Source organism: Streptomyces sp. NRRL S-455 (genome assembly GCF_000717875.1).
GTDB lineage: Bacteria > Actinomycetota > Actinomycetes > Streptomycetales > Streptomycetaceae > Streptomyces.
The window spans coordinates 223,931-240,680 of the sequence record NZ_JOCT01000013.1 but is presented as its reverse complement, the minus strand read 5'-3'; the positions used below and the strand labels follow the sequence as shown (position 1 = coordinate 240,680).

The window sequence follows — 16,750 nt, the reverse complement described above, 5'->3', positions numbered from 1 at the left end:
CAACCCCACCGGCCCACCCGTGCCGGCCCCGCTCGCGGGCCGCCACACCTCCGCCCGCACCCGCCGACGGCATCCACCACCCGGTCCGACCCGCTCGGCCGACCGCCGGGCCCGGCCCAGGCCCGCCGCCGCCTCACCGCAGGCACACCGTCCCCGCACCACCCCGGAGTACCACCCCTGATGGCAACCCGTTCCCACCGCCCCGGCCGCGCGACCCGAGCCCAGGGCGGTTCCCGCAACCGCTCGCGCCGCCGTCTGCCCCTGCGTCTGCTGCTGCCCCTGCTCGTCCTGGTCGCCCTCATGGCGATGCTCATGCTGCGCGGCTACGTGCACAGCGAGATACTGGCCGACCACCGGGTCGGACCTCCCGCGTCGAGCGACCGGGTCCCCAAGGACATCCTCGAGGGCGGACCCGTCATCGACACCAGGGAAGGACGGGCGACCAGCCTGGACCTCCCGGACCGTGAGCTGGTGCTGACCTTCGACGACGGTCCGGACCCGATGTGGACGCCCAGAATCCTCGACGTGCTGAAGAAGCACGACGCCCACGCCGTCTTCTTCATCACCGGCACCATGGCCTCCCGTCATCCGGACCTCGTCCAGCGCATGGTCGACGAGGGCCACGAGATCGGGCTGCACACCTTCAACCACCCGGACCTGTCACTGCAGAGCAGGAACCGCATCGACTGGGAACTGTCGCAGAACCAGCTCGCGCTGGCCGGGGCGGCCGGCATCCGCACCTCGCTGTTCCGCCCGCCCTACTCCTCGTTCTCCCACAACATCGACAACAACACCTGGCCGGTGACCCGGTACATCGGCAGCAAGGGCTACCTCACCGTCGTCAACAACACCGACAGCGAGGACTGGCGCAGGCCCGGGGTCAACCAGATCATCCGCAACTCCACGCCGAAGAACGGCGAGGGCGCCATCGTGCTGATGCACGACTCCGGCGGCGACCGCTCCCAGACCGTGGCCGCGCTCGACCGGTACATCACCGGCCTGAAGGGCACCGGATACCGCTTCAACACCCTCACCGCCGCCCTGGACGCCCCCAGCGCGCACACCCCGGTCGCCGGGCTGGAGTCGCTGAAGGGCGAGGCGTGGGTCTTCCTCGTACAGGCCTCCGAGAAGACGACCGACATCCTCGTCGCCGGGCTCGCCGTCGTCGGCGTGCTGGTCTTCGCGCGGCTCGGGCTGATGCTGATCCTGTCCGTCGCGCATTCCCGCCGGGTCCGGCGCCGGAACTTCCGCTGGGGTGACCCCGTCACCGAACCGGTGTCCGTCCTGGTGCCCGCCTACAACGAGGCCAAGTGCATCGAGCAGACGGTCCGGTCCCTGGTCGCGAGCGACCATCCCATCGAGGTGCTGGTCATCGACGACGGGTCGAGCGACGGCACCGCGCGCATCGTCGAGGACCTCGACCTGCCCGGCGTACGCGTCGTCCGCCAGCTCAACGCCGGCAAGCCCGCCGCCCTCAACCGGGGCATCGCCAACGCCAAGTACGACCTGATCGTGATGATGGACGGCGACACGGTCTTCGAGCCGGCCACCGTCCGCGAACTGGTGCAGCCCTTCGGCGACCCGCGCGTGGGCGCCGTCGCAGGCAACGCCAAGGTCGGCAACCGGAACAGACTCATCGGCGCGTGGCAGCACATCGAGTACGTCATGGGCTTCAACCTCGACCGCCGGATGTACGACGTGCTGCGCTGTATGCCGACCATTCCCGGCGCGGTCGGCGCGTTCCGCCGGAGCGCGCTGGAACGCGTCGGAGGCATGAGCGACGACACGCTCGCCGAGGACACCGACATCACGATGGCCATGCACCGCGACGGCTGGCACGTGGTGTACGCGGAGAAGGCCATCGCCTGGACCGAGGCCCCGGAGTCGGTGCAGCAGTTGTGGTCCCAGCGCTACCGCTGGTCGTACGGCACGATGCAGGCGATCTGGAAGCACCGGCGGTCCGTGCTCGACCGGGGCCACTCGGGACGCTTCGGCCGCGTGGGCCTGCCGCTGGTGTCGATGTTCATGGTCGTGGCGCCGCTGCTGGCCCCGCTGATCGACGTGTTCCTGCTGTACGGGCTGGTGTTCGGCCCGACGGAGAAGACCATCGGCGCCTGGCTGGGCGTCCTCGCGGTGCAAGCGGTGTGCGCGGCCTACGCGTTCCACCTCGACAAGGAACGCATGACCCATCTGATCTCGCTCCCGCTCCAGCAGCTCCTGTACCGCCAGCTCATGTACGTCGTTCTCCTCCAGTCCTGGATCACCGCGCTCACCGGCGGCCGGCTGCGCTGGCAGAAGCTCCGGCGCACCGGCGCGGTGGGCCTGCCCGGGCCGGGCAGCGGTACGCCCCGGCAGCCGGTGGGCGGGAGGTCCGCCACGTGACCATGCAGCAGACGCCCGTGGCCGAGGCTCCGAAGGAAGAGCGGGTCTCCGGCACCGCACCCGCCCGCGATCGGTACTTCGACCTGCTGCGCGCCCTCGCCCTGTTCCGTGTCGTGCTGTACCACCTGACGGGCTGGGCCTGGCTGCCGCTGCTGTTCCCCTCCATGGGCGTGATGTTCGCCCTCGCCGGCAACCTCATGGCCCGCTCGCTCAAGCGGTCCGCCGTGCGGGTGATCCGGGGCCGGATGCGGCGGCTGCTGCCTCCGCTGTGGCTGCTGGGTGTCGTCGGTGTGACCGGCATGGTGCTCCAGGGCTGGGGGCCGGACGCCGACGGGCACCCCGGCTGGTGGTGGCTCCACCTCGCCTTCTGGATCGTCCCGCTCAGCGACCCGCCGTACGCCGAGGGCCTGCCCGGCCTGCACGGCTTCGTCGGCGAGAACTGGGCGGCGGAGCTCGCGGGCCCGCTCTGGTACGTCCGCGCCTACCTCTGGTACGTCCTGCTCTCCCCCCTGCTGCTGAAGGCCCTGCGCGCGCTGCCGGCCGTCACGATCCTCGCGCCGATCGCCCTGGCCGTCGCCTTCGGGCAGGGCTGGCTCGCCCTGCCCGGTGAGCGGATCCCCTCGGCGCTCACCGACTTCTCCACCTTCGGCGCCTGCTGGATCCTCGGCATGGCCCACCAGGAGGGCGTCCTGCGGCGGCTGCCGGGCTACGTCGTCCCGTCCGTGGCGCCCCTCATCGCACTGGCCGGCCTCTGGTACGCCCTGCACCACGGCTTCGGTCCCGGCAACGACCTGGACAGCATGCCGCCGGCACAGGCCCTGTGGTCCTTCGGCACGGTGTCGCTGCTGCTGCACGTCAGCCCGTCCTGGTCCGAGTGGCCGCCCCGGCTGCGCCGCTGGTCCGGGACGATCGCCCTGCTCAACTCCCGGGCCGTGACGGTCTACCTGTGGCACAACATCTGCATCCTCGTCGCCGCGACCCTGTGGGACCGGCTGTGGGGCTTCGAGATGCTGGAGCGGAACGTGCCCGGGCTGCTGGAGAGTGTCTGGCCGGTGCTGGTCGTGGTGTGGGTGCTGATCGGCTGCTGCGTCCTGGCGTTCGGCTGGGTGGAGGACCTGGCGGCGCGGCAGCGGCCTCGGTGGTGGCCGACGGATGCGCCTCGAGTGAGGACACGCGGCGGCCGGCGGCGGGCGTCCCACGGCTGAGCGCCGTCGTCGGGGAGCAACAACGTCCCCCCGGCACCCGCTGCGGAACCTCTCATCCCGCCCGAGCGCGGGGTGAGAGCAAAGTTCCCTTGCGGTCACCCGCTGGTACAGCTACGAAACGCGCCCTCCCTACCTTCGGGGTCAGTCACTCGAAGTACGATCCGGCCCCTGAGCACAGTGGAGGCGTCATGACAGGCCCTGGCACGGCACCAGCACCCCCGAGCAAGGGCGGACGCTGGATCCAGCACTGGGATCCGGAGAACGAGACCTTCTGGAAGGAGACCGGAGAGAAGGTCGCCCGCCGGAACCTCTACTTCTCCGTCCTGTCCGAGCACATCGGATTCTCGATCTGGACCCTGTGGTCCGTGCTGGTGCTCTTCATGGGCCCGGAGTACGGCCTGACCCCCGCCGACAAGTTCATGCTGACCTCGGTGGTCACGCTCGTCGGCGCCGTCGTCCGCGTCCCCTACACCTTCGCCGTGGCGATCTTCGGCGGCCGGAACTGGACGATCATCTCGGCCGCCATGCTGCTGATCCCGACCGTCGCCGCGTTCACCGTGATGGAGCCGGGCACCTCCTTCTCCACCTTCCTGCTCGTCGGCCTGCTGGCCGGTGTCGGCGGTGGCAACTTCGCCTCCTCCATGACCAACATCAACGCCTTCTTCCCGCTGCGGAAGAAGGGCTGGGCCCTCGGCCTGAACGCGGGCGGCGGCAACATCGGCGTACCGGTGATCCAGCTCGCCGCGCTCGCGATCATCGGCGCCGGCGGCGGTCCGCGCGTGCTGCTCGGCGTCTACATCCCGCTGATCGTCGTGGCCGCCGTGATGGCCGCGCTCTTCATGGACAACCTGGAGAACGTCAAGAACGACACCGGTGCCGCCAAGGACGCCGCCCGGGACGGCCACACCTGGATCATGTCCCTCCTCTACATCGGTACCTTCGGCTCCTTCATCGGCTACAGCTTCGCCTTCGGCCAGGTCCTGCAGAACCAGTTCGGACGTACGCCGCTGGAGGCCGCGTACGTCACCTTCATCGGCCCGCTGCTCGGTTCGCTGATCCGTCCGCTCGGCGGCTGGCTCGCCGACCGGTACGGCGGCGCGAGGATCAGCCTCTGGAACTACGTGGCGATGGGCGTCGCGACGGCGGTCCTGATCGGCGCCTCCATGGAGAAGTCGCTGGCCCTGTTCACCGTGGCCTTCGTGGTGCTGTTCGTACTCAGCGGGCTCGGCAACGGCTCGACGTTCAAGATGATCCCGGGCATCTTCCAGAACAAGGCGCTGGCCAAGGGGCTGCAGGGCGAGGAGGCCGCGGCGTACGGGCGCCGGCTCTCCGGGGCCTCCATGGGACTCATCGGCGCGGTCGGCGCGCTCGGCGGCGTCGGCATCAACCTCGCCTTCCGCCAGTCGTTCCTCTCCTACGGCTCCGGCACCGGCGCGTTCGTCGCCTTCCTCGCCTTCTACGCGGTCTGCTTCGCGGTCACCTGGGCCGTATACCTTCGCCGTACGGCCCCGCGGGTACCCGTGACCACGGCGACGTCGGAGGCGAAGCCGCAGCTCAGCTACGCCGAGGTGTGACGCTGTGCTGACCCGGGGGGCAACCCCCGGCCCCGCGGCCGAGCCCACAGCCGTCGGTCACGGCGGAAGGCGGCATCGGTAACACTGACGACATCAAGCCGATCCGAGCCTGTCACGAGCCGTTGACAGGCTCGATCGGCATGTAGGTACGCCGTACCCATGAAGTACGACGACTCGAGTGCGGGACGAGAGCCATGTACCAGAAAGAACAGCGACCGGACCACGGGCCACTGGCCGGCTTCACCGTGGGTGTCACGGCCGCGCGCCGGGCCGATGAGCTCGGGGCGCTGCTGCAGCGACGCGGTGCCGCCGTCCTGCACGCCCCTGCCCTGCGGATCGTGCCGCTCTCCGACGACAGTGAGTTGCTGGCCGCGACGAAGGACATCATCGGGCAGGTGCCGGACATCGTGGTGGCCACCACCGCGATCGGCTTCCGGGGCTGGGTCGAGGCCGCCGACGGCTGGGGGCTCGGCGACGACCTGCTGTCACGGCTGGGCCGCGTACGGATCATGGCTCGCGGGCCCAAGGTCAAGGGCGCGGTACGGGCCGCCGGGCTGACCGAGGAGTGGTCGCCGTCGTCGGAGTCCATGGCGGAGGTGCTGGACCGGCTGCTGGAGGAGGGCGTCGACGGTCAGCGGATCGCCGTCCAGCTGCACGGTGAGCCGCTGCCCGGGTTCGTCGAGGCACTGCGCGAGGGCGGTGCCGAGGTCGTCGGCGTGCCCGTCTACCGGTGGATGCCGCCGGATGACATCGGGCCGGTGGACCGTCTTCTCGACGCGACGGTCTCGCGGGGCCTGGACGCGCTGACCTTCACCAGCGCCCCGGCGGCGGCCTCCCTGCTGTCCCGGGCCGAGGAGCGCGGACTCGTCGCGGACGTCCTGGCCGCCCTGGGCCACGACGTGCTGCCGGCCTGCGTGGGCCCGGTCACCGCCCTGCCGCTCCAGGCACACGGCGTCGACACGGTCCAGCCCGAGCGCTTCCGGCTCGGCCCCCTCGTCCAGCTCCTCTGCCAGGAACTGCCCACTCGGGCGCGCTCGCTGCCGATCGCGGGGCACCGGGTGGAGATCCGGGGCCACGCGGTCCTGGTCGACGGCGACCTCAAGCCGGTACCGCCCGCCGGCATGTCCCTGCTCCGCGCCCTCGCCCGCCGGCCCGGCTGGGTGGTCGCCCGTGCGGAACTGCTGCGTGCCCTGCCCGGGGCCGGCCGCGACGAACACGCGGTGGAAACGGCCATGGCCCGGCTCCGCACGGCCCTCGGCACCCCGAAACTGATCCAGACGGTGGTCAAGCGGGGGTACCGCCTGGCCTTGGACCCGGTGGCGGAGTCGAAGTACGCGGACGCGTGAGGCGCCCCGCGGGTTGGGCGACAATCCGCCACGACGAGGCACACCGAGCGCCCGAGGCGGCCAACGCCCGGGCGTGAGCCGCGTGTTGCTCGGGGTGTGACGCCGGGGGCGTGTGAGCCGCGAGCGCTCAGGGGCTCGGGTCGCGCGCCATCGCGGGCCGTCGGGCGCTGGCCGGAACGCGCGCCCGCGCGGAGCGGCCCGTCAGGCCCGGCCCGCGCGAGGGGTTTCCGGCGCGGCGGTGGGCAGGCACTGTAAGAGGGAACGGTTTCCCAGCCCTCTCACTGGCATCTCACCGAACCTCTCGCGTCCGAGGGGAACCTCTAGGCGGTGACAGGCACATGGCACTGGGTACGGCCACGGCCCCCTACGAGCTGCGGTTCGATGCCGGGCGGATCTGCCTGGATCTGCTCTCCACCACCCACCCGGAGGAGCGCCTCGGCTCCGTGGACGTGCTGCGCGCCTGGATCTCCGGCTCGGGGCTCGTCCCGGCGGGCACCGCGCTGACCCACGTCGACGCCGCCTGGCTGGCCGCCTTCCACGAACTGCGAGGCCAGACGGACCGGTTGGTGCGCGGCTGGTCGAGGCCCGCCGCCCGGGCGGACGACTTCGCGCTCGCCCGCGTCAACGACCTCGCCCGTACCGCGCCCCCCGCTCCGCGCGCCGTCCGCGACCTGGACGGTGAACTCGTACGGCGGTTGGACGGCCCGCCCGACTGCGCCGCCCTGCTCGCGGCCGTCGCCCGGGACGCCGTAGACCTGCTCACCGACCCCGTCGCCCGCGCGGCCCTGCGCCAGTGCGAGGGCGACAACTGCCCGATCGTGTACCTCGACACCTCCCGGGGACGCCGGAGGCGCTGGTGTTCCAGTGAGGTCTGCGGGAACCGCGAACGCGTCGCCCGGCATCGCCGCCGCGCGGCACTGGCGCGGACTTAGGGCCCATCAGAAGGGCCCTAATTCCCTTTTGCCCGGCCACGCAAAGGATTTGCGTGCCCACAGCAGTCAAATCCCCTGTCCTAAATGCGACTTCTGCGGCCGCACTGCCGAAGTGATTTGCGTTACATGCCGTTTACCTACGCTCCCGTAGGGAAACGCTGGCTTGATAGTGCCGATGTGGCGGAAATGTAAAGAACGCGGGGTGGGAATGTGACCTCATGTCCCCCTCGTCACGTCACTTCGAAGAAAACTGTCGCGCCTCTTTGAACGCCCAACGCCTCGCTTCCGTACGGCATGTCGAGCGACCGACTGGGGGAACCCCCGGACATCGGAGGTGGGCGTGCGCAAGGATTCCGTCGTGGCCAATGAACGAGCACCGAGGGCCCGACATCGCATGTCCCAGTCCTCGGAACCCGACGAGGAGCTGATGCGTGCGCTCTACAGAGAACACGCCGGCCCCCTGCTGGCGTACGTCCTGCGCCTGGTCGCCGGAGACCGGCAGCGCGCCGAGGACGTCGTCCAGGAGACGCTCATCCGTGCCTGGAAGAACGCCGGTCAGCTCAATCGGGCGACCGGATCGGTACGCCCCTGGCTGGTGACGGTCGCCCGGCGCATCGTCATCGACGGCCACCGCAGCCGGCAGGCCCGGCCGCAGGAGGTCGACCCGTCGCCGCTGGAGGTCATCCCCGCGGAGGACGAGATCGACAAGGCGCTGTGGCTGATGACCCTCTCGGACGCACTCGACGACCTGACCCCGGCTCACCGGGAGGTGCTCGTCGAGACGTACTTCAAGGGGCGTACCGTCAACGAGGCGGCCGAGACCCTGGGCATACCCAGCGGCACCGTCCGCTCCAGGGTCTTCTACGCCCTGCGTTCGATGAAACTCGCACTGGAGGAGCGGGGGGTGACGGCGTGATGAGTGTTTACGGGGGTAACCAAGGGTTCGGTACGGGAGGCATGGGTATGTCTGGTCCCATGCAGGAGTCTCCGGTGCCGAACGAGCACGAGACCGTCGGCGCTTACGCCCTCGGCATCCTCGACGACGCCGAAGCAACCGCTTTCGAAGCCCACCTCGCGACCTGTGAATGGTGCGCCCAGCAGCTCGACGAGCTGGCCGGCATGGAGCCGATGCTCGCCGCCCTCGCCGATCTGCCCGGCTCCGGCAGCACCCCCGCGATCGGGGACTCGCTGTCGGCCAAGCCCCGGCCGCGCCTGGTCGAGAAGCTGGTCGACGAGGTCGCCGAACGCCGCGCCCAGAAGCGCCGCCGCAGCTTCTACATGGTGGCCGCGGCCGGCGCGCTGATCATCGGCGGTCCGTTCGTCGCGGTCGCGACCAACAGCGGCGGTGACGGTGGCGGCGGCGCGGAGAACCGCACGCTCGCGTCGAGCCCCGCCAAGGAAGCCTTCGACGGCATCACCGACAAGATCACCGCGACCGACCCGACCAGCAAGGTCACCGCGACGGTCGCCCTCCAGAAGAAGGACTGGGGCACGGGCGCGGTCCTGGAGCTGAAGAACCTCAAGGGCCCGCTGAAGTGCGCTCTCGTCGCGGTCGGCAAGAACGGCGAGCGGGAGACCCTGGCCTCCTGGTCCGTCCCGGAGTGGGGCTACGGCATCCCGGACGCCAAGACCGACAAGGCCAAGGAACCCCTCTACGTCCAGGGCGGCGCCGCGTTCGACCCGAACCAGATCGACCGCTTCGAGGTCGTGGAATTCGACGGCAAGCGGCTCGTCGAGGTCGACGCGTAGCCTTCGCGGGCCCCCTTCGCGTACGGTAGACGGCTGCCCAGCACGTCAGAAGGGGGCCCGGTGGCCGCTCAGGCTCAACAGGGAACCGCGCTCGACTCCCTGCGAGACAGAGAGATCAGCGTCGAACAGGAGCACCTGGACCGGGTGTACCGACGCCTCGAGGAGAAGATCCACGAGGCGGAGTTCCTCATGCACGACGCGGCCCGGCGCGGCCAGGTCGGAACGCCCGGCGCGCTGGCCGAGCGGGACGCGCAGGTCTTCCGCGCGGGCATCCACCTCAACCGGCTCAACAACGAGTTCGAGGACTTCCTCTTCGGCCGTATCGACCTGCTCCTCGGCAAGGACGGCAAGAAGGGCCCCGACGGCGCGTACACCGCGGTCGAGCCCGCCGAGGGCGCGGTCCGGGAGGACAACACCGCCGACATCGCCGAGACCCTGCACATCGGCCGCATCGGCGTCCTCGACCAGGACTACACGCCGCTGGTGATCGACTGGCGCGCCCCGGCCGCCGCCCCCTTCTACCGCTCCACCCCGGTCGACCCCGGCCGGGTCGTCCGCCGCCGGGTCATCCGCTCCAAGGGCCGCAGGGTGCTCGGCGTCGAGGACGACCTGATGCGGCCCGAGCTGAAGGCCTACCACGACGGCCACGAGCTGCCCGTCATCGGCGACGGCGCCCTGATGGCCGCCCTCGGCCAGGCCCGCAGCCACACCATGCGCGACATCGTCGCCTCCATCCAGGCCGAGCAGGACCTGGTCATCCGCGCCCCCGCCGCCTCCGTCACCTACGTCGAGGGCGGCCCCGGCACCGGCAAGACCGCCGTCGCCCTGCACCGCGCCGCCTACCTCCTCTACCAGGACCGGCGCCGGTACGCGGGCGGCATCCTGATCGTCTCGCCGACCCCGCTGCTCGTCGCCTACACCGAGGGAGTGCTGCCCTCCCTCGGCGAGGAGGGCCAGGTCGCCATCCGCGCCATCGGCTCCCTGGTCGACGGGGCCGAGGCCACGCTCTACGACTCACCGTCCACGGCCCGCGCCAAGGGCTCGTCCCGCATGCTCAAGGTGCTGCGCAAGGCCGCGCGCGGCGCCCTGGAGCTGAACGGCTCACCGACCCGGCTGCGCGTGGTCGCCTTCGGCCGCCGCCTGGAGCTGGAGGCCGAGGAGCTGGCGGACATCCGCCGCGCCGCCCTCGGCGGCACCGCCCCCGTCAACCTGCTCCGCCCCCGTGCCCGCAGGCTTCTCCTGGACGCCCTGTGGGAGCGGTCCGGCGCGGCCGGCCGGCACACCGACCCGGAGCTTGCCGCCGAGCTGCGCTCCTCCTTCGACGAGGACATCACCTCCGAGGACGCCTTCATCGACTTCCTCGACGCCTGGTGGCCCGAGCTGACCCCGGCCGCCGTCCTGGACGCCATGGCCGACGAACGCCGCCTCGGCCGCTGGGCCCGGCGGATCCTCAACCCCGGCGAGGTCCGCAAGGTCGCCCGCTCCCTCAGGCGCGACGGCCGCTCCGTGCACGACATCGCGCTGCTCGACGAGCTCCAGGCGATCCTCGGCGCCCCGGCCCGCCCCCGCAAGAAGCGTGACCTCGACCCGCTCGACCAGCTCACCGGCCTGGAGGAGCTGATGCCGGTGCGCGAGGAGTCGCAGCGCGAGCGGGCCGAGCGCCTCGCCCAGGAGCGGACCGAGTACGCGCACGTCATCGTCGACGAGGCCCAGGACCTCACGCCGATGCAGTGGCGCATGGTCGGCCGCCGAGGCCGGCACGCCACCTGGACGGTCGTCGGCGACCCGGCCCAGTCCTCCTGGTCCGACCCGGACGAGGCCGCCGAGGCCCGCGACGAGGCCCTCGGCACCCGCCCGCGCCGCCGCTTCGAACTCACTGTGAACTACCGCAACCCGGCCGAGATCGCCGAGCTGGCCTCGAAGGTGCTGGCCCTCGCGATGCCCGGCTCCGTGTCCCCGAAGGCGGTCCGCTCCACGGGCGTCGAGCCCCGTTTCACGGTCGTCGGCGACACTTTGGCCGAAACCGTCCGCGCCGAGGCGGCCCGGCTGCTGGAGCGGGTCGACGGCACGGTCGGCGTGGTCGTCGCCATGCAGCGCCGTGAGGAGGCCCGCCGCTGGCTCGCCGGGCTGGGCGACCGGGTGGTGGCGCTCGGCAGCCTGGAGGCGAAGGGGCTGGAGTACGACGCGACGGTCGTGGTCTCCCCGGCGGAGATCGCCGACGAGTCACCGGCCGGCCTGCGGGTTCTCTATGTCGCGCTGACCCGCGCCACGCAGCAGCTCACGGTCGTCTCGGCGGAGCGGGACGAGCCCGACGGGGCGGGAATCCCGGATCTGCTCAGGGACTGAGCCGGGTTACCCACTCAGCGGCGAAATGAACTCCCGGTACGGGAATGGCCTTACGGGATCTCTTTGTTAGCCTGGATGTGGCACCGGCCCGATCCAAGCCCCCGGGCCCAACCATCGTCGCTACGAGCGACCACTTGCCGCGAGGCGAGCATGGCGGGTCGGTGCCACCTGACTTCCGAAGAGACCCACGTCGATCAGTGACGTGGGTCTCTTTTGTTTGCCTGTTCCGCGAACAAAACGTTCGCAATCAAGGGCGGCTACCCGCTACCCAGCGGTAGGTGCGACTATCGGACGGCACAACTCAGCGTCAGGTGAAAGCAGAGGAAGTCGGACATGGCAACGGCGCCCAGCGTCTCCTACTCGATGACGGTCCGGCTGGAGGTGCCCGCGAGCGGAACCGCCGTCTCGCAGCTCACCACCGCCGTGGAGTCCTCCGGAGGCTCGGTGACCGGCCTCGACGTCACCGCGTCCGGTCACGAGAAGCTCCGTATCGACGTCACCATCGCGGCCTCGTCGACCGCGCACGCGGACGAGATCGTCGAGGAACTCCGCGGCATCGAGGGCGTCACCCTGGGCAAGGTCTCGGACCGGACCTTCCTCATGCACCTCGGCGGCAAGATCGAGATGGCGTCGAAGCACCCCATCCGCAACCGTGACGACCTGTCCATGGTCTACACGCCGGGCGTGGCCCGCGTCTGCATGGCCATCGCCGAGAACCCCGAGGACGCCCGCCGCCTCACCATCAAGCGCAACTCCGTTGCGGTCGTGACGGACGGCTCCGCCGTGCTGGGCCTGGGCAACATCGGCCCGAAGGCCGCGCTGCCCGTCATGGAGGGCAAGGCGGCCCTCTTCAAGCGGTTCGCCGGCATCGACGCCTGGCCGATCTGCCTCGACACCCAGGACACCGACGCCATCGTCGAGATCGTCAAGGCGATCGCCCCCGGGTTCGCCGGCATCAACCTCGAGGACATCTCCGCCCCCCGCTGCTTCGAGATCGAGGCCCGGCTGCGCGAGGCCCTCGACATCCCCGTCTTCCACGACGACCAGCACGGCACCGCGATCGTCGTCCTGGCCGCGCTCACCAACGCACTGCGCGTCACGGGCAAGGCCATCGAGAACATCCGGGTCGTCATGTCCGGCGCCGGTGCCGCCGGTACGGCCATCCTCAAACTGCTGCTCGCCGCCGGTGTGAAGAACGCCGTCGTCGCCGACATCCACGGTGTCGTGCACGCGGGCCGCGAGGACCTGGTCGACGCCGCCCCGGAGTCGGCGCTGCGCTGGATCGCCGACAACACCAACCCCGAGGGCCTCACGGGCACGCTCAAGGAGGCCGTGCACGGTGCCGACGTCTTCATCGGCGTCTCGGCCCCGAACGTCCTGGACGGCGACGACGTGGCCGCCATGGCCGACGGAGCGATCGTGTTCGCGCTCGCGAACCCGGACCCGGAGGTCGACCCGGCAATCGCCCGCCAGACCGCGGCCGTTGTGGCCACCGGCCGTTCCGACTTCCCGAACCAGATCAACAACGTGCTGGTCTTCCCGGGTGTCTTCCGCGGTCTGCTGGACGCCCAGTCGCGCACGGTCAACACCGAGATGATGCTGGCCGCCGCCACCGCCCTCGCGGACGTGGTGACCGAGGACGAGCTGAACCCGAACTACATCATCCCCAGCGTCTTCAACGACAAGGTCGCGGGCGCCGTGGCCGGGGCCGTGCGCGAGGCCGCGAAGGCGGCCGGCGCGGCGGCGGTCAGCCCGTCCGGCGTCTGAGAACGCGGTCCTTCGGGCCGGTGGCAGGGGTCCGGGGGCGGCAGCCCCCGGACTGTGAGGATCCCCACGCGGTCCGGAACCCGGCGCGTCGCAGGACTCCTGTCACCAGGGGAGCCCTATCGTGTCGGCCAGGCTCAGGCCCTCTTTTCGTGTGACTCCCAAGGGTGTTCTCACGACGCACGCGGGTGCCGGATTGGCTTTCCCGCCGCAGGTAGAGGCAGGATGCCTCCCTGGGCGCGAGGGTCTGACGACGGACCCGGTCCGGGGACTCAGTGAGGACCCTGGCAGCATCGGCTTCGATCTGACGCCTCAACGGCAAGATGAACACGGGAGTAAGAACATGAACCGCAGTGAGCTGGTGGCCGCGCTGGCCGACCGCGCCGAGGTGACCCGCAAGGACGCCGACGCCGTGCTGGCCGCGTTCGCCGACGTCGTCGGCGACATCGTCTCCAAGGGCGACGAGAAGGTCACCATCCCCGGCTTCCTGACCTTCGAGCGCACCCACCGTGCCGCTCGCACCGCCCGCAACCCGCAGACCGGCGAGCCCATCCAGATCCCGGCCGGCTACAGCGTGAAGGTCTCGGCGGGCTCGAAGCTCAAGGAAGCCGCCAAGGGCAAGTAAGCGTTCCATCGCGTGCGCCGTGGGCAACTGCGGGCCGCCTGTGGCTGGTCGCGCAGTTCCCCGCGCCCCTTCGGGGCGCGAGCCCGCCGAGAGCCGCATGACATGCCGAGGGGCGGCCACCTGGTTCAGGTGGCCGCCCCTCGGCGTGCACGGTCAGGCGGGGACTACCCGAGCGCCTTGCCCGGCAGCTCGACCTTCGCGCCCAGCTCCACGAGCTTCTCCATGAAGTTCTCGTAGCCCCGGTTGATCAGGCCGATGCCGTGGACCCGGGACGTGCCCTGGGCCGCCAGGGCCGCGATGAGGTACGAGAAGCCGCCGCGGAGGTCGGGGATGACCAGGTCGGCGCCCTGGAGCTTGGTGGGGCCGGAGACGACCGCCGAGTGGAGGAAGTTGCGCTGGCCGAAGCGGCAGTCCGAGCCGCCCAGGCACTCGCGGTAGAGCTGGATGTGCGCGCCCATCTGGTTCAGGGCCGAGGTGAAGCCGAGGCGGGACTCGTAGACCGTCTCGTGGATGATGGACAGGCCCGTGGCCTGCGTCAGGGCCACCACCAGCGGCTGCTGCCAGTCGGTCTGGAAGCCGGGGTGGACGTCCGTCTCCAGCGCGATGGACTTCAGCTGCCCGCCGGGGTGCCAGAAGCGGATGCCCTCGTCATCGATCTCGAAGGCCCCTCCCACCTTGCGGTAGGTGTTCAGGAACGTCATCATCGAGCGCTGCTGCGCGCCCCGGACGTAGATGTCGCCCTCGGTCGCCAGCGCCGCCGACGCCCAGGACGCGGCCTCCAGGCGGTCCGACAGGGCGCGGTGGGTGTAGCCGCCGAGTTTGTCCACACCGGTGATGCGGATGGTCCGGTCGGTGTCCATCGCGATGATCGCGCCCATCTTCTGCAGCACGCAGATGAGGTCCTCGATCTCCGGCTCGACGGCCGCGTTGGACAGCTCCGTGACGCCCTCCGCGAGGACGGCCGTCAGCAGGACCTGCTCGGTCGCGCCCACGGAGGGGTAGGGCAGCCGGATCTTCGTGCCGCGCAGCCGCTGCGGCGCCTCCAGGTACTGCCCGTCCGCGCGCTTCTCGATCTTCGCGCCGAACTGCCGCAGCACGTCGAAGTGGAAGTCGATGGGCCGGCCGCCGATGTCGCAGCCGCCGAGGCCGGGGATGAAGGCGTGGCCGAGACGGTGCAGCAGCGGGCCGCAGAACAGGATCGGGATACGGCTGGAACCGGCGTGGGCATCGATGTCAGCGACGTTCGCGCTCTCCACGCGCGTCGGATCCATCACCAGTTCGCCGGGCTCGTCACCCGGACGGACCGTCACACCGTGAAGCTGCAGCAGACCCCGTACGACGCGTACGTCACGGATGTCCGGAACATTGCGCAGCCGGCTCGGAGCGCTGCCCAGCAGCGCTGCGACCATGGCCTTCGGTACGAGATTCTTCGCACCGCGGACACGGATCTCGCCCTCGAGCGGGGTTCCGCCGTGGACAAGCAGGACATCGTCGTTGACGGTCATGAATCTCGCGTTCCGTGGAGTCGGGCAGGGGTCAGGAGGGAAAGGGTAATCGCCTTCCACCCCCCTTCCGTAAGCCTGAGTCAGACCCAGCCACGTCATAGCTCTGTCACAACACGAACGGTTTCGTGCCGGGCACATGCGGTCACGGTCATCTTCGTGCGCCTGGGACGCGCCGGTCTCCCCTGAGCTGCACGCACTCCGGTCGCCCGCATTGCCCCCCACGGAAAGGGAAGATGCGGGATCATGTCTGGCATGACCGAGGTGTCCTCGCTCACAGGGCGGCTGCTCGTGGCCACGCCCGCCCTGGCGGACCCGAACTTCGACCGCGCGGTCGTGCTGCTCCTCGACCACGACGAGGAGGGCTCCCTCGGTGTCGTCCTGAACCGTCCGACGCCGGTGGACGTCGACGACATCCTGGAAGGCTGGGGGGATCTCGCCGGCGAACCCGGCGTCGTGTTCCAGGGCGGTCCGGTGTCACTGGACTCGGCCCTGGGGGTCGCCGTCGTCCCCGGCGGTACGACGGGGGAGGCCGCCCCGCTGGGCTGGCGGCGGGTGCACGGTGCGATCGGCCTGGTCGATCTGGAGGCCCCGCCGGAGCTGCTGGCCTCCGCCCTCGGCTCCCTGCGGATCTTCGCCGGGTACGCCGGCTGGGGCCCCGGCCAGCTGGAGGACGAGCTGGTGGACGGCGCGTGGTACGTGGTCGAGTCGGAGCCCGGCGACGTCTCGTGCCCGGTCCCGGAGCGGCTCTGGCGGGAGGTGCTGCGCCGCCAGCGCAACGAGCTGGCGATGGTGGCCACGTACCCGGACGACCCGTCGCTCAACTGATGCCTGTGACCTTCAGTACCCTGGTGCCTATGAGCACTCTCGAGCCCGAGCGCGGGACTGGTACGGGGACCCTCGTAGAGCCGACGCCGCAGACCTCGCATGGTGACGGTGACCACGAGCGCTTCGCCCATTACGTCCAGAAGGACAAGATCATGGCGAGCGCCCTCGACGGTACCCCCGTCGTGGCGCTGTGCGGCAAGGTCTGGGTGCCGGGCCGCGATCCGAAGAAGTACCCCGTGTGCCCCATGTGCAAGGAGATCTACGAGTCCATGGGCTCCGGCGACGACGACAAGGGCAAGGGCGACCAGTAACGCCCGCCCGAGCGGCGTGAGGCCTCCAGGGTGCGTTTTGTGCGCCCTGGGGGCTTTCGTGCTGTCCGGGCGTTGCGCAGGATGCGTCTGCCGGTCACAGAGTGGTTGAGACCTCTTGTGGGCGGGTTCATGCAGTCCCTAGCCTCCGATGTGTTGTGCACAGCGAAACATTCATTGCGCATGTTG

13 protein-coding genes are annotated in these 16,750 nt (G+C 70.5%); 12 read left to right on the top strand and 1 reads right to left on the bottom strand.

Features of this window, described 5'->3' with window-relative positions; all coding sequences use genetic code 11:
- The first annotated feature begins 180 nt into the window (after nt 1–180).
- The 10 genes from IE97_RS0119555 to IE97_RS0119510 all read left to right on the top strand — a co-directional run bounded on the left by IE97_RS0119555 (nt 181) and on the right by IE97_RS0119510 (nt 13,923).
- A complete protein-coding gene (locus IE97_RS0119555; RefSeq protein ID WP_030241895.1) occupies nt 181–2,382 on the top strand; it encodes a bifunctional polysaccharide deacetylase/glycosyltransferase family 2 protein in 2,202 nt (733 codons plus the stop codon).
- Nucleotides 2,383–2,384: 2 nt separating this feature from the next.
- Complete coding sequence (locus IE97_RS0119550) at nt 2,385–3,587, top strand: acyltransferase family protein (protein WP_030241890.1); 1,203 nt, start codon at nt 2,385–2,387, stop codon at nt 3,585–3,587.
- 188 nt (nt 3,588–3,775) lie between these two features.
- Nucleotides 3,776–5,161: a nitrate/nitrite transporter gene (locus tag IE97_RS0119545; RefSeq protein ID WP_030241886.1), complete on the top strand. Its 1,386-nt coding sequence runs from the start codon at nt 3,776–3,778 to the stop codon at nt 5,159–5,161.
- A gap of 194 nt (nt 5,162–5,355) precedes the next feature.
- Nucleotides 5,356–6,507: a uroporphyrinogen-III synthase gene (locus IE97_RS0119540; RefSeq protein WP_030241881.1), complete on the top strand. Its 1,152-nt coding sequence runs from the start codon at nt 5,356–5,358 to the stop codon at nt 6,505–6,507.
- A gap of 338 nt (nt 6,508–6,845) precedes the next feature.
- Complete coding sequence (locus IE97_RS0119535; RefSeq protein WP_030241877.1) at nt 6,846–7,439, top strand: CGNR zinc finger domain-containing protein; 594 nt, start codon at nt 6,846–6,848, stop codon at nt 7,437–7,439.
- 394 nt (nt 7,440–7,833) lie between these two features.
- Nucleotides 7,834–8,355, top strand: a complete 522-nt coding sequence (locus tag IE97_RS0119530; protein ID WP_019056398.1) for a sigma-70 family RNA polymerase sigma factor — start codon at nt 7,834–7,836, stop codon at nt 8,353–8,355.
- Nucleotides 8,355–9,188 (top strand): anti-sigma factor family protein, encoded by an 834-nt coding sequence (locus IE97_RS0119525; protein WP_324605804.1) that lies wholly within the window; start codon nt 8,355–8,357, stop codon nt 9,186–9,188. The genes IE97_RS0119530 and IE97_RS0119525 overlap by 1 nt, the downstream gene beginning before the upstream one ends.
- A gap of 60 nt (nt 9,189–9,248) precedes the next feature.
- The gene (locus IE97_RS0119520; RefSeq protein ID WP_030241865.1) at nt 9,249–11,534 is read left to right on the top strand and encodes a HelD family protein; all 2,286 of its coding nucleotides are present in this window, start codon (nt 9,249–9,251) and stop codon (nt 11,532–11,534) included.
- A gap of 333 nt (nt 11,535–11,867) precedes the next feature.
- Entirely contained in the window at nt 11,868–13,301 is a 1,434-nt protein-coding gene (locus IE97_RS0119515) for an NAD-dependent malic enzyme (protein ID WP_030241861.1), read from the top strand.
- A gap of 340 nt (nt 13,302–13,641) precedes the next feature.
- The gene (locus IE97_RS0119510; RefSeq protein WP_003990598.1) at nt 13,642–13,923 is read left to right on the top strand and encodes an HU family DNA-binding protein; all 282 of its coding nucleotides are present in this window, start codon (nt 13,642–13,644) and stop codon (nt 13,921–13,923) included.
- A gap of 164 nt (nt 13,924–14,087) precedes the next feature.
- Here IE97_RS0119510 and murA read toward each other — a convergent pair whose 3' ends face one another.
- The gene (murA, locus tag IE97_RS0119505) at nt 14,088–15,428 is read right to left on the bottom strand and encodes a UDP-N-acetylglucosamine 1-carboxyvinyltransferase (protein ID WP_030241858.1); all 1,341 of its coding nucleotides are present in this window, start codon (nt 15,426–15,428) and stop codon (nt 14,088–14,090) included.
- A gap of 252 nt (nt 15,429–15,680) precedes the next feature.
- Here murA and IE97_RS0119500 point away from each other — a divergent pair, with 252 nt between their 5' ends.
- Nucleotides 15,681–16,253 carry a YqgE/AlgH family protein gene (locus tag IE97_RS0119500; protein WP_030241855.1) on the top strand — a complete coding sequence of 191 codons (573 nt, stop codon included), beginning with the start codon at nt 15,681–15,683 and terminating at the stop codon, nt 16,251–16,253.
- 29 nt (nt 16,254–16,282) lie between these two features.
- Complete coding sequence (locus IE97_RS0119495; RefSeq protein ID WP_030241853.1) at nt 16,283–16,564, top strand: DUF3039 domain-containing protein; 282 nt, start codon at nt 16,283–16,285, stop codon at nt 16,562–16,564.
- Nucleotides 16,565–16,750: the final 186 nt, after the last annotated feature.